We start from the raw sequence: 22,062 nt of genomic DNA on the forward strand, positions 1-22,062 counted from the left end.
CTATCCTCTCCCCTATCAAGGGGAGAGGGAGTTTTAGGTTGAATGTCGGTACAGCCTAACCCCTCCCTGACAGGGAGGAGGGGTTTTGTGGGCCCTCAATGATAATTCGTCATCGCCAGCAGCATCGGCAGCGAGAGCAGCACGTTGAGACGTGAGGCGATCATCGCGGCCTTGGCGGCTTTCGCCTTGGTGGCGTCGTCGGCCTCGACCAGTCCGAGCGCCTTTTTCTGGTTGGGCCAGATGATGAACCAGACATTGGCCGCCATCACCAGCGCCAGCCACATGCCGATGCCGATCAGCCGGGCGTTCTCGCGCAGCAGCAATGCGTCCTCGAGCTCATTGTAGAGCCAGGCGAGGATCAGTCCGGTGACCACCGTCAGCAACGCCGCCCAGCGGAAGAAGAACAGGGCCTTGGGTGCGATGAATTTCGATATGCCGGGTTTCAGCTCGGCCGGGATTTTGGGCATGGTCGGGATCTGGACGAAGTTGAAATAATAAAGCAGCCCGATCCAGGTGATCCCGAAAAAGACATGGAGCCACTGGAACACGCCGTTCCACAAGCCCAGCGGCGGATTGAAATAGGGCGCGAACATCAGCCCGATCGCCAGCACGAGGCTGACCGCGAGCACCGCGTGCAGATTGCCGAAAAACTTGTCCATGTGGCTGCTCCCTCGATTTGCGGCGCCGATTGCCCCCGGCGCCGCGCACGCCAGCTTATGATCGGAATTTTCGTTTGTCACACGCAATGAAATTTGCGGGACAGGATGGGATTTTCGGGGCTAGGGGGACCGCTTCCCGCCGCGGTTCGTTGGGCGGGTGAACCGAACACGGAGTATCCCCATGGCTTTCGAACTTCCCGCGCTGCCCTATGACAAGGGTGCGCTCGCCCCGCACATGTCGGCGGAGACGCTCGAATTCCACCACGGCAAGCATCACAAGGCCTATGTCGACAAGACCAACGGCTTCGTGACCGAAAAGGGCCTCGAGGGCCTGAAGCTGTCCGAGGTCATCCAGAAGGCCAAGGAAACCGGCGACAAGGGCCTGTTCAACAACTCCGCCCAGGTGTGGAACCACAGCTTCTTCTGGCAGTGCCTGAGCCCGGAGAAGCAGGCGCCGACCGGCAAGCTCGCCGATCTGATCAACGACGGCTTCGGTTCGGCCGACGCGCTGGTGAAGCAGCTCGTGACCGAATCGACCAACCATTTCGCCAGCGGCTGGGGCTGGCTGGTGCTCGACGGCGGCAAGCTCAAGGTGACGTCGCTGCACGATGCCGACACGCCCGTGGTGTATGACGGCATGTTGCCGCTGCTGACCATCGACGTGTGGGAACACGCTTATTACGTCGATTACCGCAATGCGCGCCCGGCCTATCTCGACGCGGTTTCCGCGAACCTGATCAACTGGGAATTCGTCGCGCAGAACCTCGACGGGGCAGGCGTCAGCCGCGCCGATCAGGGCTGATCTTCTTTCCCTCTCCCCTTGTGGGAGAGGGAGGGAGCCGATGAAATCGGCGGAAGGGTGAGGGGAGTGAGTCTTGATAGACGTCCCCTCATCCTTCCCACTCGCTTCGCGAGCGGGCCCCTTCCTTCTCCCACAAGGGGAGAAGGAGTTCTTCTCACCCCTCCGGCGGGAGCGGCGCATCCTCGGGCTTCTCGAGCTGAAGGCCGTGCTTGAGCAGCATGGGGATGTTGAGCATCGCGAAGACCAGGGTCATCGGGATGACCGCCCAGGTCTTGAAGCTGACCCATTGGTCCCAGGTCAGCACCTGGCGCATGACTTCGTTGAGCACCGCCATCGCGAGGAAGAAGCCGGTCCAGTTGATCGTCAGCAGCCGCCAGCCCCTGGCCGACAATCCCGGATAGGCGGTCTCCAGCAGCATCTGGAGCAGGGGCTTCCTGGTGATCAGGCCGTAGCCCAGGATCACCGCGAACATCGTGTAGACGATCGTCGGCTTCATCTGGATGAAGGCTTCGTTGTGGAAATAGATGGTGAGCGCGCCGAAGGGCAGCACCAGGGCGGCGGTGATCCACAGCATCGGCGAGATGTGCTTCGCCTTCCACCACGACAATAGCATCGCGGCCACCATCGCGGCCATGAACGCGCCGGTCGCGGCGATGACCCGCTGGATTTGAAGACCGGGTGCATAGGCGTTGACGAGGAAGAACACCGCCAGCGGACCGAAATCGATCAGCATGCGCAGGCCCGGCGAAGGGGCGGGACGGGGGTTGGACTGGTTCATGTTTGCTTCCGTTCGCCCTGAGCTTGTCGAAGGGCCGTCCTTCTGCTCGCCGGGAATAAAGGGGTAAAGCGGGCCTTCGACAACCCCGGATCAGGTCCGGGGCGAACGGGGAGAGGTGAGTTCCTCTACCCCCGCGATGATGCGCGCCACTTCGTTGGCGTCGAACGGGCGCAGGTCGTCGACCTTTTCGCCCACTCCGATCGCATGGATGGGGAGGCCGTATTTCTCGGCGGCGGCCACCAGGACGCCCCCTCGCGCGGTTCCGTCCAATTTGGTCATGACGAGGCCGGTGACGCCGGCGACTTCCTTGAACACTTCGATCTGGCTGAGCGCGTTCTGGCCGGTGGTGGCGTCGAGCACGAGGACGACATCGTGGGGCGATGCCGGGTTGAGCCGGCCGAGCACGCGGCGGATCTTGGCCAGCTCGTCCATCAGTTCGCGCTTGTTCTGGAGGCGGCCGGCGGTGTCGACGATCAGCACGTCGATGCCGGTCGCAGTCGCCTGCTTGACGGCTTCGAAGACGATGCCGGCGGCATCGCCGCCCTCGGGGCCGGTGACGATCGGCACGCCGATCCGCTCGGCCCAGGTCTTGAGCTGGCCGATCGCGGCAGCGCGGAACGTGTCTCCCGCGGCGAGCATCACGCCGTAATCCTGCTCGATCAGCAGATTGGCGAGCTTGGCGATGGTGGTGGTCTTGCCACTGCCGTTGACGCCGATGACGAGGATCACCTGCGGGCGCGGGAAGGCCTCGATCTCGAGATGCTTCGCGACGGGTGCGAGCGCCTTCTCGATCTCCTCGGCGACGACGAGGCGGATGCCCAGCTCTTCCATGTTGCGCTCATATTGGCCCTCGGCGAGGCGCGCGCGGACGCGCGCGGCGGTGGCGGGGCCGAGGTCGGAGGCGATCAGCGCCTCCTCGATATCGTCGAGCGTCGCTTCGTCGAGCCGCGCGCCGGAGAGGCCGGCGAGGTTGCCGAGCAACTTGTCCGAGGTTTTCTTGAAGCCGCCGAGCAGCCGATCGTGCCACGAGGAGTGGTGCTCATGCGATCAGCTTTCCGTCCTGCACGGCCTTGATGGTAACGGTCACGATGTCTCCAACTTCGGAATGCGGCATGCGGACTTCGGCGAAATTGCCGGCATGGCCGCGATCGCCGGGGCGCTCTACCAGCACTTGCTGCGCGCTGCCTATCAGGCTTTGCAGCCAGCGCGAACGGCGCGTTGCGGCGGCTTCGCGAAGACGGGCGGCGCGGGCCTTGACGATCTCGGGTGCGACTTGCGGCATGCGCGCGGCGGGGGTGCCGGCACGGGGGCTGTAGGGGAAGATGTGGGGGTGAACCACGTCGCAGTCTTCGAGCAATGCGAGGGTATTGGCGAACATCGCTTCGGTTTCGGTCGGGAAGCCGGCGATCAGGTCGGCGCCGACGGCGATTTCGGGGCGAGCGGTCTTGAGGCGTTCGACCAATGCGATGCTCTCGGCGCGATTGTGGCGGCGCTTCATCCGCTTGAGGATCATGTCGTCGCCGGCCTGGAGCGAGAGGTGGACGTGCGGCTGGAGGCGCGGCTCCTGCGTGAGCAAGGCGAACAGGCGGTCGTCGATCTCGATACCGTCGAGCGAGGAAAGACGCAGCCGGTGGAGTTGGGGTACATGCGTCAGGATGCGCTCGACCAATTGGCCGAGGCTGGGCGCGCCGGGGAGGTCGGGGCCGTAGCTGGTGAGATCGACGCCGGTGAGCACGATCTCGGCGTGGTTTTCGGCGAGCGCGGCGATGCGGTCGATCACGGCACCCGCGGGCACCGAACGGCTGTTGCCGCGGCCAAAGGGTATCACGCAAAATGTACACCGATGTTGACACCCATTCTGCACCTCAACAAACGCCCGGGCGTGGGTGGAGAAGCTCGCGGCGAGATGCGGCGCAGTCTCGCGGACGGCCATGATGTTTTGGACGAGAACGGCCTCGTGAGCCTGCCAGGCTTCTGGCGAGAGTTTCTCGGCATTGCCGATGACGCGATTCACTTCGGGCATCGCCGCGAAGCCGGCGGGATCGATCTGCGCTGCGCAGCCGGTGACGACGAGTTCGGCATCCGGCTTTTCGCGACGGGCGCGGCGGATCGCTTGACGGGTCTGCTTGACCGCTTCGTTGGTTACCGCACAGCTGTTCACCACGATCGTGTCACGCCCCGCCAGCAGCGCACGGATCGACTCGCCCTCGGCAAGGTTGAGGCGGCAACCCATATTGATGATCTGAGGAGAGGAGATCGGCATTGGCGAGCGATCTAGGGTCGACGGCGTCGGAAGTCCACGTGATGGCCGAGGAAGTGCTCGGCTTCTGGTTCGAGGGGCTGATGCCCGAGCAATGGTTCGCGAAGTCCGACGAGCTCGATCGGGAGATTGGCACGCGCTTCGAAAGCCTGCGCCGAGAGGTGCTGGAGAGCAGTGCCGCCGGCTGGCGCGACGACCCGCGGACGTTGCTCGCGGCGGTGATCCTGCTCGACCAGTTCAGCCGCAATGTGCATCGCGGCACGCCCCAGGCGTTCGCCGCCGATCCGCTCGCGCAGGAACTGGCGAGCCTCGCGGTCGAGCGCGGCTGGGACCGCGATATGACGCCGGAGCAGCGCCAGTTCCTCTATCTCCCGTTCGAACATGCCGAGAGCCGCGAACTGCAGGCAGTGAGCCTCAGCTGCTACGGGGCGCTGGGGCAGGAGGAAGCGCTGGAATATGCGCGGCAGCACGCCGAAGTGATCGCGCGCTACGGACGGTTTCCGAGCCGCAACGCGGCGCTGGGGCGTGAGTCGACGGCGGAGGAGAAGGCGTATCTGGCCAAGCCGGGGGCTGGTTGGTGACTCCCGTCATCCCGGCGAAGGTCGGGCCTCGTGCCATGTCCCGTTCGCTTGCCGCCTGAGATTCCGGCCTTCGCCGGGATGACGGTTAACCGACGAGGCGTTGGTCCGTGACTGCCACCGGCGCTTCGACCGGGCTCGAATGGCGGAGCAGGCGGCGTTCGGCGAGCAGGCGGCGGACGCCCGCGGTCGAGAGCGGCTTGCCGTAGTGCCAGCCCTGCGCCTTGGCGCAGCCGAGCGCGCGGAGTCGTTCCTCGATGGCCGCATCCTCGACACCCTCGGCGGTGATCGGCAGGTTCAGGCTGTCGCCGAGGCTGATGATCGCATTGACGATCGCCGCCGAATCCGCGCTCTGGTTCAGGGACATGATGAAGCTCTTGTCGATCTTGATGCGATCGAAGGGCAATGCGCGCAGATGGGCGAGCGACGAATAGCCGGTGCCGAAATCGTCGAGCGCGAGCTGCACGCCTTGATTCTTGAGGCTGCCGACGATCGACTGGGCCAGCGCGAGATTGTCGAACAATGCGCTCTCGGTGATCTCGACCTCGAGACGATTGGCGGGGAAGCCGGTCTCGGTGAGCACCTTGATCACCTTTTGCGCCAGCCAGGCGTCGCGCAGCTGCCAGGGCGAGATGTTGACCGAGACGCTGAGCGAGGGGTCCCAGTCGCGTGCCGCGAGGAACGCCTGCCGCATGATCGACAGCGAGAGCTCGCCGATCATGCCGGTTTCCTCGGCGATCGGAATGAACAATTCGGGGCTGATCGTGCCGCGCGTCGGATGCTCCCAGCGCGCGAGCACTTCGAAGCCGTACAGGTGCCCGGTCGAAAGATCGATCTGCTGCTCGAAATAGGGGACGATTTCCTGCCGCGGGATCGCGAGGCGCAGGCCCGATTCGAGATCGTTGCGAGTCTGCAGCTCGCGCTCCATCGACTGATCGAACCAGGCGAAACGGTTCCGGCCGGCCTTCTTGGCCTGGTACATCGCGATGTCCGCGGCGCGCATCAACGCGTCGATGCCGGTGCAGTCGAAGTCCGAGCGGGCGATGCCGAGCGAACAGCTGATGTGGAGGCGCAAACCCTCTGCCTCGAATGGCTGGGCCATACGGCTGATCAGTTTCTCGGCGATGCGCTCGACTGTCGAGGGATCGTCGCCGTCGAACAGGAAGCCGCAGGCGAATTCGTCGCCGCCCAGCCGCGCGGTGAGTGCGATCGGCGGCATGAAATGCGCGATCTCGCCGGCGACGGTGCGGAGCAGCGCGTCGCCCACGGCATGGCCGTGCATGTCGTTGATCGTTTTGAAATGATCGAGGTCGAGCATCACCAGCGCCATCGCCTTGCGGCGGCGCTGGGCACGAACGAACATCGCGGCGCCTTCCTCGGCGAGGCTGCGGCGATTGAGGAAGCCCGTCAGCGGATCGCGGCTGGCGAGCTGCTGGGCGCGCTCTTCCGCTGCGGCGCGGATCTGGAGCTCCCGGTGGAGCGCGGAATGGCGGCGCCAGCCGAACAGGATCAGCGCGACGTTGAGCAGAAGTGCAATCACCAGCGGCTGCGCCGGCGGCTCGGCGCCCTGGAAATAATGCTGCAGCGACTGGGACAGCACTGCGCTGCCGATGCCCACGAACAGCAGGATCGCGGTGACGCTGATTGCGCCCGTGACCACGCTGGTGGGCGGAGCGCGGTCTTGCATCATGTCTTCCTCGAAATCTCGCGACATGGCCGACGCACGCCCCCTAAACGATAACGCGTGTTTTCGCTGTTGAGGGTGTAGATCGGGTTAAACACGGAGCTTTCCGAAACCTTACCGTGGCGCGAGGTGCGAGGTTGCGCTTCGCATCATCTGCCGCTATGTGCGCCTCCGACCGTTCCCGTGGAACGCGAACATTGTGCGCCCCGAGGGTGACGCCGGCCGACGAGGTTTCGTCCGCCGGCGTGTTTTGCGTTTAGCGGGTCCGGTTGTGGATCTGGAGTGGTTTTGGTCTCATGTTCGATAGTCTGAGCGAACGGCTGGGCGGCGTCTTCGAGCGCCTGCGCGGGCGTGGCGCGCTCAACGAAGGCGATGTCCGCACCGCGATGCGCGAAGTGCGGATCGCGCTGCTGGAGGCCGATGTCGCGCTTCCAGTGGCGCGCGACTTCGTCGAGAAGGTGACCGAGCAGGCGATCGGCCACCAGGTGCTGCGTTCGGTCACTCCGGGCCAGCAGGTCGTCAAGATCGTCCACGACGCGCTGATCGACATGCTCGGCAGCGACACCTCCGAGCTCGAGCTCGGCGTCACGCCGCCGGCGGTGATCATGCTCGTCGGCCTGCAGGGCTCGGGCAAGACCACGACGACCGCCAAGCTGGCGAAGCTGCTGAGCAAGACCCAGGGCAAGAAGGTGATGATGGCGTCGCTCGACGTCAATCGCCCGGCCGCGCAGGAGCAGCTCGCGGTGCTCGGCACGCAGACCGAAGTTTCGACGCTTCCGATCGTCGCGGGCCAGACCCCGGTCGAGATCGCGAAGCGCGCGCTCTCCTCGGCGAAGCTGCAGGGCTTCGACGTGCTGATGCTCGATACCGCGGGCCGCCTCCACGTCGATCAGGCGCTGATGGACGAGATGAAGGCCGTGGCGGACATCGCCAAGCCGGCCGAAATCCTGCTCGTCGTCGACAGCCTGACCGGCCAGGACGCCGTCAACGTCGCTTCCAGCTTCTCGGCGCAGGTGCCGCTGACCGGCGTGATCCTGACCCGCATGGACGGCGATGCCCGCGGCGGCGCGGCGCTGTCGATGCGCGCGGTGACCGGCAAGCCGATCAAGTTCGCCGGCATGGGCGAGAAGCTCGACGCGATCGAGCCGTTCCATCCCAAGCGCGTCGCCGGCCGCATCCTCGGCATGGGCGACGTCGTCTCGCTGGTCGAGCGCGCCGCCGAGTCGATCCAGCAGGAAGATGCCGAGCGGATGGCGAGCCGGCTCGCCAAGGGCCAGTTCGACATGAACGACCTGCGCAGCCAGCTCCAGCAGATGCGCCGGATGGGCGGGCTGGGCGCGCTCGCCGGGATGATCCCCGGCATGAAGAAGGCGCAGGCGGCGATGGCGTCGGGCGCCGTCGACGAGAAGATCCTGCTCCGCATGGACGCGATGATCGGATCGATGACCCCAAGGAGCGCGCCAAGCCGGAACTGCTCAACGCCAAGCGCAAGATCCGCGTCGCCAAGGGCAGCGGGACGACCGTCCAGGACGTCAACAAGCTCATGAAGATGCATCAGGAGATGCAGACGGCAATGAAGCGACTGAAGAAGATGGGCGGTCTCAAGGGCATGCTGGGGATGCTCGGCAAGGGCGGTCCCGGCGGCGGGATGGCTGGCGTCGGCAACGCGCTCGGCGGGCCCGAAATGGGCGAGATGATGGGCAAGATGGGCGGCGGCCTTCCCGGGCTCCCCGGCGGCGCCAACCTGCCGCCCGGTTTCGAGAATTTCCTGAAAAAGAAGTAATTTAACTCAAGATTGTAAGAAGGAATAGTAATGGCACTCTCTATGCGTCTCTCGCGCGGCGGTTCGAAGAAGCGTCCGTATTACCGGATCGTGATCGCCGATGCGCGCAGCCCGCGCGACGGCAAGTTCATCGAGAAGATCGGCACCTACAACCCGCTGCTCGCCAAGGATTCGCCCGAGCGCATCAAGCTCGACGGTGACCGCGCGAAGCATTGGCTGAGCGTCGGCGCGCAGCCGACCGACCGCGTCGCCCGCTTCCTCGACGTCATCGGCGTCAAGGAGCGCGCCGCGAAGAACAACCCGAACAAGGGCAAGCCGGGCGAGAAGGCCGTCGAGCGCGCTGAAGAGCGTGCCGAGAAGGCCAAGGCCGCCGAAGAGGCCGCTGCCGAGGCAGCCGCAGCGCCGGCTCCCGAGCCGGTCGCTGAAGAGCCCGCCGCTGAGGAAGCTGCTCCGGCCGCCGAGGAAGCCGTTGTCGAGGAGGCTCCCGCTGCTGAAGTGACCGAGGAAGCTGCTCCGGCCGCTGAGGAAGCCGTTGCCGAGGCTCCTGCTGCCGAAGTGACCGAAGAAGCCGCGCCTGTCGCCGAAGAGGCTCCGGCCGCCGAAGCGACCGCCGAGGAGGCTCCGACCGAAGAGGCAGCTGCCGAGGCTCCGGCCGAAGCCGCCGAAGAAAAGTCGGAAGGCTGAGGCACTTGCGGGCCATCATGCGTTTGTCCGGGCGAACCATGTCCAGAGGAGCGCAGGATGGCCAGCAAACCCGATACCGGTCCGGACACCGAGGATCGTGAGAACCCGGGAAGCAACCAGACCAACCCCGCGGGCGCATCCACCGATGCGCCCGCGGAAGGCGGCGACGATGCGCCGCCGCAGCAGCCGGGCTCCCCTGAGGGGTGATGCCCGCAACGCGCACACGGGGAGGGCGGCATGAGCGCCGACCGCCCCGTCACGCTCGCCGCCGTCATCGGCGCGCATGGCATTGCCGGCGAAGTCCGCCTGAAGGTCTTCGCCGAGGATCTCGTCAGCTATAAGAGCTTCAACAACGGCGCGCTGACGCTCAAGAGCCTGCGCGCCGGCTCGAACGGCGCGATCGCGCGCTTCGCCGAAGTGGCCGACCGCAACGCCGCCGAGGCACTGCGCGGCACCCAATTGACCGTCCCTCGCTCGGCGCTGCCGCCGCTTGAGGACGGCGAATATTATCACGTCGATCTGCTCGGGCTTCCCGCGGTCTCCGATGCCGGGGACGCGCTGGGCAAGGTCGTCGCGATCGACAATTACGGCGCGGGCGACGTGCTCGAGATCGAGCGACCCGACGGTAAGCGCTTCATGGTGCCGATGCAGCCCGAAGCGGTGCCCGAATGGGATGCCGAACGGCTGGTGGTCCATAGCGGTTTCGCCGAATGAACCGCATCGCGGTTCTCTCCGATATCCACGGTAATTTGCCCGCGCTCGAAGCGGTTGTCGCCGACGCGGAGGCGCGGGGCTGCACGCGGTTTGTGAACCTCGGCGACATCCTGTCGGGGCCGCTCTGGCCATCCGAGACCGCGGATTATCTCATCGCGCGCGAATGGCCGACGATCGCGGGCAATCACGAGCGGCAATTGCTCCATATCCCGCCCGCCCGGATGAACGATTCCGATGCGTTCACCTGGTCGCTTCTGTCGGAAGCGCAACTTCGCTGGCTGGACGCGCTGCCGGCGACGCTGGCGTTGGAGGCGCTGTTCCTGTGCCACGGAACGCCCGGCAGCGACCTGGAGCATTTCCTCGAAACCGTAGAGCAGGACCGGCTGCGGCGCGCCACGGAGACCGAAGTCGCGAACCGGCTGGGCGACCGGGCGGAACCGCTGACGCTCTGCGGCCATTCGCATATCGCCGGGCTTTCGCGGCTGGCGGATGGGCGGCGCATCGCCAATCCGGGCAGCGTCGGCCTGCAGGGATATCATGACGATCACCCGCATCCCTATGTCGTCGAAGGCGAGGATGCGCGGGCGCGCTATGCGATCGTCGAAGCGACCGAAATCACGTTCCACGCGGTGGAATATGACCACGCCGCTGCCGCCGAGAAGGCGGGGCGCGAGGGGCGGGACGACTGGGCACGGGCGCTGGCTACGGGGAAGCCGTGAGCGGAGTTTCGCTTGCCTCTGAATACCCATTATGCTAATGGATATTCAGATGCGAAAGGCCCCTGGTCTTACCGCTGAAGCTCCGGGCCACCCCATCTGGTCTGCGCTCTCTTATTACACCATCGGTCCCGAAGACGGGGCGCTGAGCTTTGCCGAACGGCTGGCGCGCGAGAATGGCTGGAGCCGCGCCGAGGCGGAGCGCGTGATCGAGGAGTATAAGCGCTTCTGCTTCCTCGCGGCCACGGTCGACCATCCGGTGACGCCCTCGGATCAGGTCGATCAGGCGTGGCACCTGCACCTCACTTATAGCCGCGATTATTGGGAGCGCTTCTGCCCGGTGCTGGGGCGGCCGCTCCATCACGGCCCGACCGCCGGCGGTGCGGACGAGCAGCACCGCTATTTCACGCAATATGCCGAGACGCTGCGCAGTTACGAGCGCGTTTTCGGCTCCCCGCCCGCGGATCTGTGGCCCGACGCGGCGCGGCGGCTGAACGAGGACCACAAAGCGCGCCGCGTGCACCCGCGCGACGCGATCATCGTGCCCCGAAAGACGATCCGGACGGCATTGCTGCTTGCGGCAATGCTGGCCGTGTTCGCTCTGGGGGTTCTCTTGCTGAGGAGCTAGACTTTATGCCACTCGGACCCTTCGATCTCACCGGCGGGCCGTTTCTTCTGCTCTACGGCGTGCTGTTGATCTTCACCATCATCGTGGGGATCGCCATTCCGCGCTGGCTCAGGCCCGAGGGCAGGGCGCCGCGCAATCCCGACATGGATCATCTCGCTTTCCTCGCCGGCGGCACTTCGCGGCTCGCCGAGGCAGTGACCACCCGGCTGCTCGCGACCAAACAGCTGGTGATGGATGGACAAAAATTCCTCGCCGGCGGGCTCGGCGGCACCACGGCCGCCGAACGCAGCGTGCTCGCGCTGCCCCAGCCGGCCAATTGGGACGCGGTCGCCGGCGCTATCGGACGCCACGCCGATCCGATCCGCGAGCGGCTGGTCGCGGACGGGCTGCTGATGGACGGCTGGACCGGGCTCCAGCTGCGTTTCTGGCAGACTTCGCCGTATTTCCTGCTGTTCGCCTTCGGCTGGATCAAGCTCCAGATCGGCGAGGCTCGCGGCAAGCCGGTCGGCTTCCTCATCGCGCTGCTGGTGATCACGGGCGTGCTGGCGATGCTCCGCTTCGCCGTGCTCGACCGGCGGACCCGTGCGGGGCAGGAAGTGGTCGACGAGGCGCGCGAGCGATCGGAACGGCTGCGCCGCGCCCCGGCGGAAGGCGAGACAGGGCTCGCGGTGGCGCTGTTCGGCACGACGGTGCTGGTCGGCTCGACCTGGGGCGACTTTCACCGGATGCGGGCGAACAGCGGCGATAGCGGCTCGGGCGGCGGCGGTGGCGACGGCGGCGGTGGTGGCGGCGGAGGCTGCGGCGGGGGCGGTTGCGGCGGCTGCGGCGGCGGCTGATCAGCGCCGCAGGGGCGCTGCTCGGCGAGCATGTTGCGGATCGTCGTGGCAGCGACCCCGGCCTCGCCCATCGCGTGGCTGATCTGGTCGAGCCCCTTGGCGACGTCGCCGGCAGCGAACAGGCCGGGTACCGAGGTGCGCTGGTGATCGTCGACTTCGAGGCACCCGTCCTCGGCCGCCCGCGCACCGGCCTGGATCGCAAGGCCTGAACGGATACGCGAGCCCAGAGCGGGATAGACGCTGTCGAAGGCGAGACGGCCCTGCGCGGTATCGAAGGTGAGCTGGTCGCCTTCGATCGCATAGTTGCCGCAGGGGCCATCGATCCGGGCGATACCGGCTTCGTCGAGTTCGGCCATGCGTTCGTCCGGCAGTTCGTGCTCCGCTTGCGGCGCGACCAGCGTCACATCGGCGGTGTAGCCGCGCAGGAAGAGAGCCTCGTTCGCGCCCCTCTCGCCGGTGCCGATGACGCCGACGCGCCTGTCGGTGACTTCATAGCCGTCGCAGATCGGACAATAGCGGAGCAGTCCGCGCTGGAGCGCTTCAGCGTGGAGCGCGTCGTCCATCTCGGGGCGGTGATTGACCACGCCGGTGGCGAGCAGGATCGCGCGTGCCGGATAGTCGCGCTCATCGACGCGCGCGATGAAGCCGGTCTCGGCGGCGCGCAAGGCGGTGACTTCGGCGCGTTCGCGCACGGCGCCGTATTTCTCGGCCTGCTCGGCCATGCGCGCGAGCAAATCCTTGCCTGAAATCCCTCCGGATAGCCGGCATGGTTGCGCGTGCAGGGGATCAGCGCCGCGCGGCTGGTGCCGCAGTCGAACAGCCGGATCCTGAGGTGGAAGCGGGCGAGATAGATGGCGGCGGTCAGCCCCGCGGGCCCCGCGCCGATGATGATGCAATCGTCCATTGCGCCCTAACGCACGCCGCGCCGTTTCAGCGCACTCGGCGGGCGACGATAGGTCTGGCGGAAGGCAGCGTTGAACGATCGCACGCTGCCGAACCCCGCCGCCAGCGCGATCTCGGTCATGCCGAGATCGGTCGTGTCGAGCAGGCGCTTGGCGCGCTGGATCCGCGCGGTGCGCGCCGCCGCCAAGGGCGTGGTGCCGAGATAGTGTTGGAACAGCCGCGACAGGTGCCGCGCGCCGATGCCGAGCCGGGCGGCGAGCGCCTCCACCCGGGCATCGTCGAGCGCGCCCTGCTCGATCAGCCGCAGCGCCCGGTCGACGGTGGCGCGCGTGCCCTTCCAGGCCGGCGAATGCGGGGCCGCCTCGGGCCGGCAGCGCAGGCAGGGACGGAGTCCAGCCGCTTCGGCTGCGGCGGCGCTGGGGAAATAGGAGACGTTGCGCGACAAGGGCTGCCGCACCGGACAGATCGGACGGCAATAGATGCCGGTCGATTTGACGCCGATGAAGATCACCCCGTCGAACGCCGGATCGCGGGCATAGCGCACGCGTTCGCAGTGGGCGAAGTCGAGTTCCGCATCCGGGGCGTCGAGCGGCGTCATCGGGCCGATCATAGGCCTTTGCGGGGTGCCTGTCCTCCTGTGCCGGGTGACCGCGTCCGAGATCCTGCCAGCGGCCAAGCGCGAGTGGCGCTATCCGGTGTGCAGACGCCGACAAAGAGAGGCTCCATGGCATCGATTCATCACGACATCTTCATCGCCGCGGCGCCCGAGGCGATATGGCGCGCCGTGCGCGCGGTCGATCGGCTGCACGATTTGCTGGTACCCGGCTTCGTCACTGCTACCGAGATGCTGGACGGCGAGGGCGCGCCGGTACGCCGCGTCACGTTCGCCAACGGCCATGTCGTCGACGAAGCGATCGTGTCGGTCGACGACGGGCGCCGCCGCCTGGTCTGGACCGTCAAGCAGTTCGAGCATCATAACGGCGTGCTGACGGTGATGGAGGCGGAGGGCGGCGCCCGGGTAGGCTGGACGGCCGATCTGCTGCCCGATGCGCTTGCCGCGACGGTCTCGCCGATGATGGCGCAGGGACTGGCGATCATGAAGGCGCATCTCGAGGGCGCGGAGGCCTGAGCACTTGCCAAGCCGGAGCGGTGCGGGCCATGGGATCGCATGCCGTTCGCCGCCACCGTCCTGACGCTCTATCCCGAGATGTTCCCCGGCCCGCTCGGTATTTCCCTGGCCGGGCGGGCGCTGCGCGAGGGGCTGTGGAGCCTCGATGCGGTGCAGATCCGCGACTTTGCGACCGACAAGCACCGCTCGGTCGACGATACGCCGGCCGGCGGCGGGGCGGGGATGGTGATGCGCGCGGATGTGCTGGCAAGCGCACTCGACAGCGTCGCGCCCGGGCGCCCGGTGCTGGCGATGACGCCGCGCGGTGCGCCGCTCACGCAGGAGCGCGTGCGGGGGCTCGCGGAGGGCGAGGGCGTGACGATCCTGTGCGGGCGCTTCGAAGGGATAGACGAGCGGCTGTTCGAGGCGCGGGAGATCGAACAGGTCTCGATCGGCGACTATATCCTCTCGGGCGGCGAGATGGCGGCGCTGACCTTGCTCGACGCTTGCATTCGGCTGCTTCCCGGAGTAATGGGCGCGCCTTCCAGCGGCATGGACGAGAGCTTCGAAACGGGGCTGCTCGAATATCCGCAATATACCCGACCTGCTACATGGGAAGGGCGCACGATCCCCGAAGTGCTGCGATCGGGGGATCATGCGAGGATCGAGGCCTGGCGACGCGCTCAGGCCGAGACCGATACACGGCTAAGGAGGCCGGACCTTTGGGAGCGCCATGAGGGCGCTCGGGTCCATCCTCCCTCTGGCGCGCAGCGACGAAACAGGAACGACAAGTCATGAACGTCATCCAGACGCTCGAAGCCGAGCAGATCGCCAAGTTCAACGAAACCAAGAAGATTCCGGAATTCCGCCCGGGCGACACCCTCCGCGTCGGCGTGAAGGTCGTCGAAGGCGAGCGCACCCGCGTGCAGAACTATGAGGGCGTGTGCATCGCCCGTGCCAATCGCGGCATGGGCTCGAGCTTCACGGTCCGCAAGATTTCGTTCGGTGAGGGTGTCGAGCGCGTCTTCCCGCTTTATTCGCCGAACATCGACACGATCGAAGTCGTCCGCAAGGGCATCGTCCGTCGCGCCAAGCTCTATTATCTGCGTGGCCGCACCGGCAAGTCGGCGCGTATCGCCGAGCGCCGCGACGTGCGCCCGACCGACGAGGTCGCCGCAGCCGAATAAGCTTTCGAGCAGGGCAATGAAGAGGGCGCGGTGGCGAAGGCTACCGCGCCCTTTTTCGTGGTATCACCCGTAGCTGACGATCTCGAACTCGGTGCCGTCGTAATCGAGGAAATAGAAGCGGCGGCCGGGGTCGTAATCGGCGTGGGCGAAAGGCACGAGCCCGGCGTCGATCACGCGGCGCTCGATATCGTCGAGATCGTCGACGAGAATGCCGACATGGTTGAGCGGCCGGCCCTTTTCGAAATCACCGGCCTGCGGGCCGCCGAGCGGGGTATAGACCGCGAGATAGGTGCGCTCGTCGCCGACATGGATGACGCGGCCATTGTCGCGCGCGGCACCCTCCCAGCGGACATGCCAGTCGAACAGGCGATGGAGCAGGTCCGCCATGCGCTCGGGATCGCTGACGGTCAGATTGACGTGTTCGATATAAGGCTGCGGCATGGGGTCCCTTTCCCGGTTGGAGGCCATGCCGCAAGCAGCTACAACCTCAACCTAAGTTGAGGTCAAGCACAAAATCGGAGAGTGGCATGGGGCGCGGAAACGAGCTTCTGACGATTGGCGAGCTGGCGGCACGCACGGGGCTGTCGGTGTCGGCGGTGCGTTTCTACGAGGGCAAGGGGCTGGTGCATCCGATCCGCACGAGCGGCAACCAGCGGCGCTTCCTGCGTGCCGACATCCGCCGCATCTCGTTCGCGCTGATCGCCCAGCAATTGGGGTTCACGCTGCCGCAGATCGCGACCGAGCTGGCGAAGCTGCCAGAGGAAGGGCGCCGAGCGCCGCCGACTGGAAGCGGATCAGCCACGGCTTCCGGCAAGTGATCGAGACCCGCGTGGCACAGCTCCAGCGCACGCTCGACGATCTCGACGGCTGCATCGGCTGCGGCTGCCTGAGCCTTCGGAAATGCGCGCTCTACAATCCCGGCGATCGCGCCGCAGCGAACGGCGCGGGGCCGCGCTTCATCCTCGTCTCGCGCAAGGTGGCGCTCAATCTGCAGGACTAGCAGGACTTTACCCGGCGAGCAGGCCCCGCAATAAGGTGGGTTCGCCCGCGTTCGCGGTGCGCGAACTCCGGAGAGTCGGGAATGCGTGAATGGTTGCTGGGATTGGCTTTTGTCGCGCTGGGAGCACCAATGATGACCAGTGAAGCCGCCGCGCAGGGCAAGGACCTCACGCTCGAACGCGTCTTCGCCAGCCCCGATCTCACCGGCGGCGCGCCGCTCCAGCCCAAGCTTTCGCCTGACGGCAAATATCTCACGCTGCTGCGCAATCGCGCCGACGAGAAGGAGCGCTACGATCTCTGGGCGATGGACACCGCCACCCGCCAGTGGCGGATGCTGGTGGATTCGAAGAAGGTCGGCACCGGCGCCGAGCTTTCCGAAGCCGAGAAGATGCAGCGCGAGCGCGACCGCAGCATCGTCGGCAAGACCGGCATTGTCGGCTATGACTGGGCGCCGGACGGCAAGGCGATCCTGGTGCCGCTGGACGGCGAACTCTATCTCGCGACGTTGGACGGCAAGATCACTCGACTGACCCAGGAAAAAGGCTCGAAGCTCAATCCGGTGATCAGCCCCGCGGGCGGCTATGTCAGCTATGTGAACGACCAGAACCTCGTGGTTGGCAAGCTGGCGGGCGGCGCGCTCGCCAAGATCACCGAGGATGGCACCGGCACCGTCCATTGGGGCGAGGCGGAGTTCGTCGCACAGGAGGAAATGAACCGCTTCACCGGCTATTGGTGGTCGCCGGGCGACCGCTATATCGCCGTCGAACGCTTCGACGAGGCGCCGGTGGGCGTGGTGACGCGCACTGCGATCGGGGCTTCAGGCACCAGCACTTTCCAGCAGCGCTATCCCAAGGCGGGCACGCTCAACGTGCTCGTCGACCTCTACGTGATGGACCCGGCGGGAGCGAACAAAATCAAGGTCGATCTCGGCAAGGAGACCGACATCTATCTGACCCGCGTCGACTGGGCGCCCGACGCCAGCGCGCTCTACGTCCAGCGGATGAATCGCGACCAGAGCGTGCTCGACATGCTCAAGGTCGATCCGGCGACGGGCAAGTCGATTGTGCTGTTCAGCGAGAAATCGGGGCCGAAGAGCTGGGTGAACCTTTCCGACGCATTTCATGCGCTCGGCGACGGCAGCCTGATCTGGTGGTCCGAGCGCGACGGCCACGGCCATCTCTATCGCTGGAAGGCGGGCAAATGGACCCAGCTGACCAAAGGCGACTGGGAAGTCGCTTCCGAGCTGGCCGGCGTGGACGAAGCGAAGGGCCGCATCTTCTTCCTCGGCAACAAGGACGGCGTGCTCGAACGGCATTTGTATTCGGTCGACCTCAAGAAGCCCGGCGTGGTGACGCGGCTGACCGAGGCGGGTTGGTGGAACAAGGCAGTGATGGACGCGGTGGCGACGCGGGCGATCATCACGCGCTCGAACACCAATCAGCCTTCGCAGGTCTATCTCGCCGACGCGGCGGGCAAGCGGATCGCCTGGGTGGAGGAGAATGCCGTCAGCAGTGCCGCGCATCCCTATAACGCCTATCTCGCCAGCCATCGCGAGCGGCGCTTCGGGACGATCAAGGGTCCCGACGGCAGCACGCTCAACTGGGAGATGATCACCCCGGTGCTCGAGCCCGGCAAGCGCTACCCGGTGTTCTTCCAGCATTATGGCGGGCCGCATTCGCAGACCGTGAGCAAGGCGTGGGGCGGGGCGCTCCAGCAATATCTGGTCGATCGCGGCTATATCTGGTTCCAGATCGACAATCGCGGATCGGCCAATCGCGGCAAGGCATTCGAGGACGCGATCTTCCACGCCATGGGCTCGGTCGAGGTCGAGGACCAGGTTGCGGGGGCGAACTATCTGAAGACGCTGGGCTATGTCGATCCGGACAAGATCGTGACCTATGGCTGGTCGTATGGCGGCTATATGACGCTCAAGATGCTCGAAGGCGCGCCGGGCGTGTTCGCCGCGGGCGTGGCCGGGGCGCCGGTGACCAAATGGGAACTGTACGACACCTTCTACACCGAGCGGTACATGGGCGATCCGACCAAGGTGCCGGCGGCCTATGCGGCGTCCGATGCGATCGGAAACGCAGAGAAGATCGCCGATCCGCTGCTGATCCTGCACGGCATGTCCGACGACAATGTCGTACTCGACAACACCATGGCGATGGCATCGACGCTCCAGAAGCAGAAGGTGCCGTTCGAGATGATGCTCTATCCCGGCCAGACCCACCGCGTCGGCGGGCCGGGGATCAGCGAGCATCTGTGGGGCACGATCCTCAACTTCCTCGATCGGCATACGAGCGAGGCGAAGAAGTAATCGGCAATCCTCCCCCGCCAAGGGGAGGTGGCAGGCGCAGCCTGACGGAGGGGAGGACTCACGGCGTTCGGTGGTTCCTCCCCTCCGTCGCCTTCGGCGCCACCTCCCCTGGCGGGGGAGGATTAGTTTCGCTTTCCGAAAATTATAGATTTTGCCCCTCGTCACGCAGCTTTTGGTCTGTTAGGGGCGCCGCATGCTTCGAAAACCGCGAACTAGCACGCGAATTACCAAAGGCGCCTGACCTTCAGGCGCGCGCGAAGCCGAGCTTTGCGTCGAAGCAACTGGAATGCGCTGGCATTCCACCTCATCTACCACCAATGAACCGTTCGTCGGCGCAAGTGCGACGATCCTGATGGAAGGACGAAAATGGGCTACCGTGTCGTGGTCGCAGGCGCCACCGGCAATGTCGGGCGTGAAATGCTGAACATCCTCGCCGAGCGGGAATTCCCGATCGACGAGATCGCCGTGCTCGCCTCCGCGCGCAGCCAGGGCGACGAGATCGACTTCGGCGAGACCGGCAAGAAGCTCAAGGTCCAGAATATCGAGCATTTCGATCCCAAGGGCTGGGACATGGCCTTGTTCGCGATCGGATCGGAGGGCTCGAAGCTCCACGCCCCGCGCTTCGCCGCGGCGGGCTGCACGGTGATCGACAATGCGTCGCTCTACCGCATGGATCCGGACGTGCCGCTGATCGTCCCCGAAGTGAACCCCGAGGCGATCGACGGCTATCGCAAGCGCAACATCATCGCGAACCCGAACTGTTCGACTGCGCAGATGGTGGTCGCGCTGAAGCCGCTCCATGACGCCGCGAAGATCAAGCGCGTCGTCGTCGCGACCTATCAGTCGGTCTCCGGCGCGGGCAAGGCCGGGATGGACGAATTGTTCGAGCAGAGCCGCAACATCTTCGTCGGCGATCCCGCCACGCCGAGCAAGTTCACCAAGCAGATCGCGTTCAACGTGATTCCGCACATCGACAGCTTCCTCGACGACGGATCGACCAAGGAAGAGTGGAAGATGGTGGTCGAGACCAAGAAGATCCTCGATCCCAGGATCAAGGTGACCGCGACCTGCGTGCGCGTGCCCGTGTTCGTCGGCCATTCGGAAGCGATCAACATCGAGTTCGAGGACGAGATCTCGGCCGCGCAGGCCAAGAGCATCCTGCGCGAGGCGCCGGGGGTGATGCTGATCGACAAGCATGAGGACGGCGGATACGTCACGCCGATCGAATGCGTCGGCGAATATGCCACCTTCGTCAGCCGCGTCCGTGAGGATCTGACCGTCGAGAACGGCCTGTCGCTGTGGTGCGTGAGCGATAATCTGCGGAAAGGTGCCGCGCTCAACGCAGTGCAGATCGCCGAGCTGCTGGGGCGGCGGCATCTGAAGAAAGCGGCCTGATGATCGCGGGCGGCTGCCGTTGCGGCGCCGTCCGTTACTCGTTGGCGGTGGATGCAGTTCCCGGCACCTATGCGTGCCACTGCACCATCTGCCAGCGCATGACCGGCGCCTCGTTTGCGCATCAGATGCCGGTGGCGGAGGAGGTGCTGACGGTGACGGGCGAGCTGACCCCCGTCCCGATGGCGACGCTGTCGGGTGGCCTGTCGGTGCAGCGATATTGCGCGAAGTGCCTCACGCGGATCTACAACACCAACAGCGCACGACCCGGCGTGGCGATCGTCCGTGCGGGGACCGTCGACGGCAGCGAAGGGCTGAGTCCCCGGCTGCACATCCATACCTCGACCAAACAGCCCTGGATCACGCTGCCCGAAGGCGTACCGGCCTATCCCGAAGGCGCTCCGCTAGAGGTCTGGCGAACGCTCTTCTAATGCCCTGCCGCCGCGGGATCGGGCTTCTCGACCGGGCCCTTGGGGCGGCGGAGAAAGATCACCAGCGGGATCGACAGCGCCGTTACGATCGCCATTCCCCAGAAGTCGTTGAGGTAGCCGATCATCATCGCCTGGCGGTTGATCTCGGCATCCGCCATCGCATAGGCGGTCTGGCCGATGCCGCCCAGCGCCTGAAGGAAGCTGGGATCGAGCCCGTCGAGCGTCTGCGCCGAGATGTTAGGCGCCAGCGCGGCGTGGCTGGTCTGGATGCTGCGGGAAAGCATCGTCGTCACCAATGAGATGCCCACCGACGCGCCGATGTTGCGCGTCAGGTTCATCAGGCTCGAGCCTTCGGTGCGGTATTGCGGGGGCAGGGTGGCGAAGGCCATGCCTTGCAGCGGCATGAAGATCATGCCGAGGCCGAGCCCCTGGATGAATCCCGAGATAATGACGGGAGTCGAATCCATCTCGAGCGACCAGTGCGTCATCTCCCATAAGGAGAGCGCGGCGATCACGAAGCCGGTGCCGACCAGCCAGCGCGGATCGAGGCCGCGCTGCACGAGTTGCGCCGAGATCGCCATCGTCAGCACCACGCCTACGCCGCGCGGCATCAGCAGCACGCCGGTGTCGAACACCGAATGGCCGTAGAGCGTCTGGAGCATCGGCGGCAGCAGCGCCATCGTCGCCATCATCACCACGCCGATCACCAGCATGAACAGCACCGCGGTGACGAGGTTGCGGTTCTTCCACAAATCGCGGTCGAACATCGGGTTCTTCGCCGTGAACATATGCACCGTGAACATCCAGAAGGCGATGATCGCGATGAGCATCTCGATCCACACTTCGGTCGACTGGAACCAGTCCTCGGTCTGGCCGCGATCGAGCATCAGCTGGAGTCCGGCGATGCCCAATGAGAGCATCGAGAAGCCGAAGATGTCGAACTGCCGCTTGCGCATCGGCCGCGAAGGCAGCAGCCACCAAAGGATCGCGATGCAGATCACGCCCAAAGGCAGATTGACGTAGAACACCCAGCGCCAGTTGAAATTGTCGGTCAGCCAGCCGCCGATTACCGGGCCCATGATCGGCCCGACCATGATCCCCATGCCCCAGATCGACATCGCCTTGGCCTGCCGCTCGGGCGGGTTGATGTCGAGCATCACCGTCTGGCTGAGCGGATTCATGAAGGCGGCGGAGACGCCTTGGAGCAGGCGGAACGCCACCATCTCCTCGAGGCTCTGCGCCATGCCGCACAGGGCCGAGGCGATGATGAAGCCGACGGTGGAAATCAGGAACAGGTTGCGCGAGCCGATCCGGTCCGAAAGCCAGCCGGTGATCGGGATGGCGATCGCCGAGGCGACGATATAGCTGGTCAGCACCCAGGTGACGGTGTCGGCAGTCGCGCCCAGCGACGTCTGCATGTGGGGCAGCGCGACATTGGCGATCGTCGTGTCGAGGATCTGCATGATCGTCGCCAGCATGACGCCGAACGTGAGCAGTCCGCGATTGGTGACGGGGAGCGCGGCCACGCCGGGCTGCGGCGCGGAGGGCGCGGCGGCTGCGGGCTGGGCAGGGCGGGCGGTGGCCATATTACGCTAACACTCTC

23 protein-coding genes and 3 pseudogenes are annotated in these 22,062 nt (G+C 65.8%); 17 read left to right on the forward strand and 9 right to left on the reverse strand.

What is annotated here, in order from left to right; genetic code table 11:
• Positions 1-95 precede the first annotated feature (95 nt).
• A complete protein-coding gene (locus PIB19_RS02815) occupies positions 96-659 on the reverse strand; it encodes a urate hydroxylase PuuD (protein WP_271239590.1) in 564 nt (187 codons plus the stop codon).
• Positions 660-840: 181 nt separating this feature from the next.
• Here PIB19_RS02815 and PIB19_RS02820 point away from each other — a divergent pair, with 181 nt between their 5' ends.
• Positions 841-1,461: a superoxide dismutase gene (locus PIB19_RS02820; protein ID WP_271239591.1), complete on the forward strand. Its 621-nt coding sequence runs from the start codon at positions 841-843 to the stop codon at positions 1,459-1,461.
• A gap of 154 nt (positions 1,462-1,615) precedes the next feature.
• On the opposite strand, the gene PIB19_RS02825 is transcribed toward PIB19_RS02820, so the two are convergent.
• From PIB19_RS02825 to mtaB, 3 genes are all read right to left on the reverse strand, one after another.
• Positions 1,616-2,239: an inner membrane-spanning protein YciB gene (locus tag PIB19_RS02825; protein WP_271239592.1), complete on the reverse strand. Its 624-nt coding sequence runs from the start codon at positions 2,237-2,239 to the stop codon at positions 1,616-1,618.
• A gap of 90 nt (positions 2,240-2,329) precedes the next feature.
• Positions 2,330-3,220 (reverse strand): signal recognition particle-docking protein FtsY, encoded by an 891-nt coding sequence (gene ftsY / locus PIB19_RS02830; RefSeq protein WP_271239593.1) that lies wholly within the window; start codon positions 3,218-3,220, stop codon positions 2,330-2,332.
• A 58-nt stretch (positions 3,221-3,278) separates the two neighbouring features.
• The gene (gene mtaB / locus PIB19_RS02835) at positions 3,279-4,502 is read right to left on the reverse strand and encodes a tRNA (N(6)-L-threonylcarbamoyladenosine(37)-C(2))-methylthiotransferase MtaB (RefSeq protein ID WP_271239594.1); all 1,224 of its coding nucleotides are present in this window, start codon (positions 4,500-4,502) and stop codon (positions 3,279-3,281) included.
• Between mtaB and PIB19_RS02840 the strand changes: the two genes are divergently transcribed.
• Positions 4,502-5,080 (forward strand): DUF924 family protein, encoded by a 579-nt coding sequence (locus PIB19_RS02840; RefSeq protein WP_271239595.1) that lies wholly within the window; start codon positions 4,502-4,504, stop codon positions 5,078-5,080. The two genes, mtaB and PIB19_RS02840, sit on opposite strands and share 1 nt — an antisense overlap.
• 85 nt (positions 5,081-5,165) lie before the next feature.
• Here PIB19_RS02840 and PIB19_RS02845 read toward each other — a convergent pair whose 3' ends face one another.
• Positions 5,166-6,764: a putative bifunctional diguanylate cyclase/phosphodiesterase gene (locus PIB19_RS02845; protein ID WP_271239596.1), complete on the reverse strand. Its 1,599-nt coding sequence runs from the start codon at positions 6,762-6,764 to the stop codon at positions 5,166-5,168.
• 293 nt (positions 6,765-7,057) lie between these two features.
• Here PIB19_RS02845 and ffh point away from each other — a divergent pair.
• The 7 genes and pseudogenes from ffh (at position 7,058) to PIB19_RS02880 (ending at position 12,122) form a co-directional block, all read left to right on the forward strand.
• A pseudogene (ffh, locus tag PIB19_RS02850) lies at positions 7,058-8,544 on the forward strand (signal recognition particle protein).
• 30 nt (positions 8,545-8,574) lie between these two features.
• Positions 8,575-9,048, forward strand: a pseudogene (rpsP, locus tag PIB19_RS02855) (30S ribosomal protein S16); the annotation flags it as partial.
• 237 nt (positions 9,049-9,285) lie between these two features.
• Positions 9,286-9,435 (forward strand): hypothetical protein, encoded by a 150-nt coding sequence (locus PIB19_RS02860; protein WP_156404979.1) that lies wholly within the window; start codon positions 9,286-9,288, stop codon positions 9,433-9,435.
• A 30-nt stretch (positions 9,436-9,465) separates the two neighbouring features.
• Positions 9,466-9,942 carry a ribosome maturation factor RimM gene (gene rimM, locus PIB19_RS02865; RefSeq protein ID WP_271239597.1) on the forward strand — a complete coding sequence of 159 codons (477 nt, stop codon included), beginning with the start codon at positions 9,466-9,468 and terminating at the stop codon, positions 9,940-9,942.
• Entirely contained in the window at positions 9,939-10,661 is a 723-nt protein-coding gene (locus PIB19_RS02870) for a metallophosphoesterase family protein (protein WP_271239598.1), read from the forward strand. Before rimM ends, PIB19_RS02870 begins: the two co-directional genes overlap by 4 nt.
• 49 nt (positions 10,662-10,710) lie before the next feature.
• On the forward strand, positions 10,711-11,286 hold the full coding sequence (locus PIB19_RS02875) for a glycine-rich domain-containing protein (RefSeq protein ID WP_271239599.1): 576 nt from the start codon (positions 10,711-10,713) through the stop codon (positions 11,284-11,286).
• 5 nt (positions 11,287-11,291) lie between these two features.
• Complete coding sequence (locus tag PIB19_RS02880) at positions 11,292-12,122, forward strand: TIGR04222 domain-containing membrane protein (RefSeq protein ID WP_271239600.1); 831 nt, start codon at positions 11,292-11,294, stop codon at positions 12,120-12,122.
• Between the two features lie 11 nt (positions 12,123-12,133).
• On the opposite strand, the pseudogene PIB19_RS02885 reads toward PIB19_RS02880, so the two are convergent.
• Both PIB19_RS02885 and PIB19_RS02890 read right to left on the reverse strand, forming a co-directional pair.
• Positions 12,134-13,026 (reverse strand): annotated as a pseudogene (locus tag PIB19_RS02885) (NAD(P)/FAD-dependent oxidoreductase); the annotation flags it as partial.
• 6 nt (positions 13,027-13,032) lie between these two features.
• Complete coding sequence (locus PIB19_RS02890) at positions 13,033-13,635, reverse strand: bifunctional transcriptional activator/DNA repair enzyme AdaA (protein ID WP_271239601.1); 603 nt, start codon at positions 13,633-13,635, stop codon at positions 13,033-13,035.
• A 114-nt stretch (positions 13,636-13,749) separates the two neighbouring features.
• Between PIB19_RS02890 and PIB19_RS02895 the strand changes: the two genes are divergently transcribed.
• Genes PIB19_RS02895 through rplS form a run of 3 tightly spaced genes read left to right on the forward strand, consistent with a single transcriptional unit; the run spans position 13,750 to position 15,320 of the window.
• Positions 13,750-14,154: an SRPBCC family protein gene (locus PIB19_RS02895; protein WP_271239602.1), complete on the forward strand. Its 405-nt coding sequence runs from the start codon at positions 13,750-13,752 to the stop codon at positions 14,152-14,154.
• A gap of 39 nt (positions 14,155-14,193) precedes the next feature.
• A complete protein-coding gene (gene trmD, locus PIB19_RS02900) occupies positions 14,194-14,931 on the forward strand; it encodes a tRNA (guanosine(37)-N1)-methyltransferase TrmD (protein ID WP_271239603.1) in 738 nt (245 codons plus the stop codon).
• Complete coding sequence (gene rplS, locus PIB19_RS02905) at positions 14,928-15,320, forward strand: 50S ribosomal protein L19 (RefSeq protein WP_056619667.1); 393 nt, start codon at positions 14,928-14,930, stop codon at positions 15,318-15,320. Before trmD ends, rplS begins: the two co-directional genes overlap by 4 nt.
• 63 nt (positions 15,321-15,383) lie before the next feature.
• On the opposite strand, the gene PIB19_RS02910 is transcribed toward rplS, so the two are convergent.
• A complete protein-coding gene (locus PIB19_RS02910) occupies positions 15,384-15,761 on the reverse strand; it encodes a VOC family protein (RefSeq protein WP_271239604.1) in 378 nt (125 codons plus the stop codon).
• An 86-nt stretch (positions 15,762-15,847) separates the two neighbouring features.
• Between PIB19_RS02910 and PIB19_RS22745 the strand changes: the two genes are divergently transcribed.
• The 5 genes from PIB19_RS22745 to PIB19_RS02930 all read left to right on the forward strand — a co-directional run bounded on the left by PIB19_RS22745 (position 15,848) and on the right by PIB19_RS02930 (position 20,459).
• Positions 15,848-16,138, forward strand: a complete 291-nt coding sequence (locus PIB19_RS22745; protein WP_336297246.1) for a MerR family transcriptional regulator — start codon at positions 15,848-15,850, stop codon at positions 16,136-16,138.
• 11 nt (positions 16,139-16,149) lie between these two features.
• Positions 16,150-16,320 carry a hypothetical protein gene (locus tag PIB19_RS22750; protein WP_336297247.1) on the forward strand — a complete coding sequence of 57 codons (171 nt, stop codon included), beginning with the start codon at positions 16,150-16,152 and terminating at the stop codon, positions 16,318-16,320.
• A gap of 81 nt (positions 16,321-16,401) precedes the next feature.
• Positions 16,402-18,636 carry a S9 family peptidase gene (locus PIB19_RS02920; RefSeq protein WP_443018685.1) on the forward strand — a complete coding sequence of 745 codons (2,235 nt, stop codon included), beginning with the start codon at positions 16,402-16,404 and terminating at the stop codon, positions 18,634-18,636.
• Between the two features lie 366 nt (positions 18,637-19,002).
• Positions 19,003-20,031, forward strand: a complete 1,029-nt coding sequence (locus PIB19_RS02925; protein ID WP_271239606.1) for an aspartate-semialdehyde dehydrogenase — start codon at positions 19,003-19,005, stop codon at positions 20,029-20,031.
• Between the two features lie 47 nt (positions 20,032-20,078).
• Positions 20,079-20,459: a GFA family protein gene (locus PIB19_RS02930; RefSeq protein ID WP_271239607.1), complete on the forward strand. Its 381-nt coding sequence runs from the start codon at positions 20,079-20,081 to the stop codon at positions 20,457-20,459.
• Here the strand turns inward: PIB19_RS02930 and PIB19_RS02935 are convergent.
• On the reverse strand, positions 20,456-22,045 hold the full coding sequence (locus PIB19_RS02935) for a DHA2 family efflux MFS transporter permease subunit (RefSeq protein WP_271239608.1): 1,590 nt from the start codon (positions 22,043-22,045) through the stop codon (positions 20,456-20,458). The genes PIB19_RS02930 and PIB19_RS02935 overlap by 4 nt on opposite strands.
• Between the last annotated feature and the right edge of the window lie 17 nt (positions 22,046-22,062).

This window comes from Sphingomonas sp. 7/4-4, assembly GCF_027941955.1.
Taxonomy (GTDB): domain Bacteria; phylum Pseudomonadota; class Alphaproteobacteria; order Sphingomonadales; family Sphingomonadaceae; genus Sphingomonas.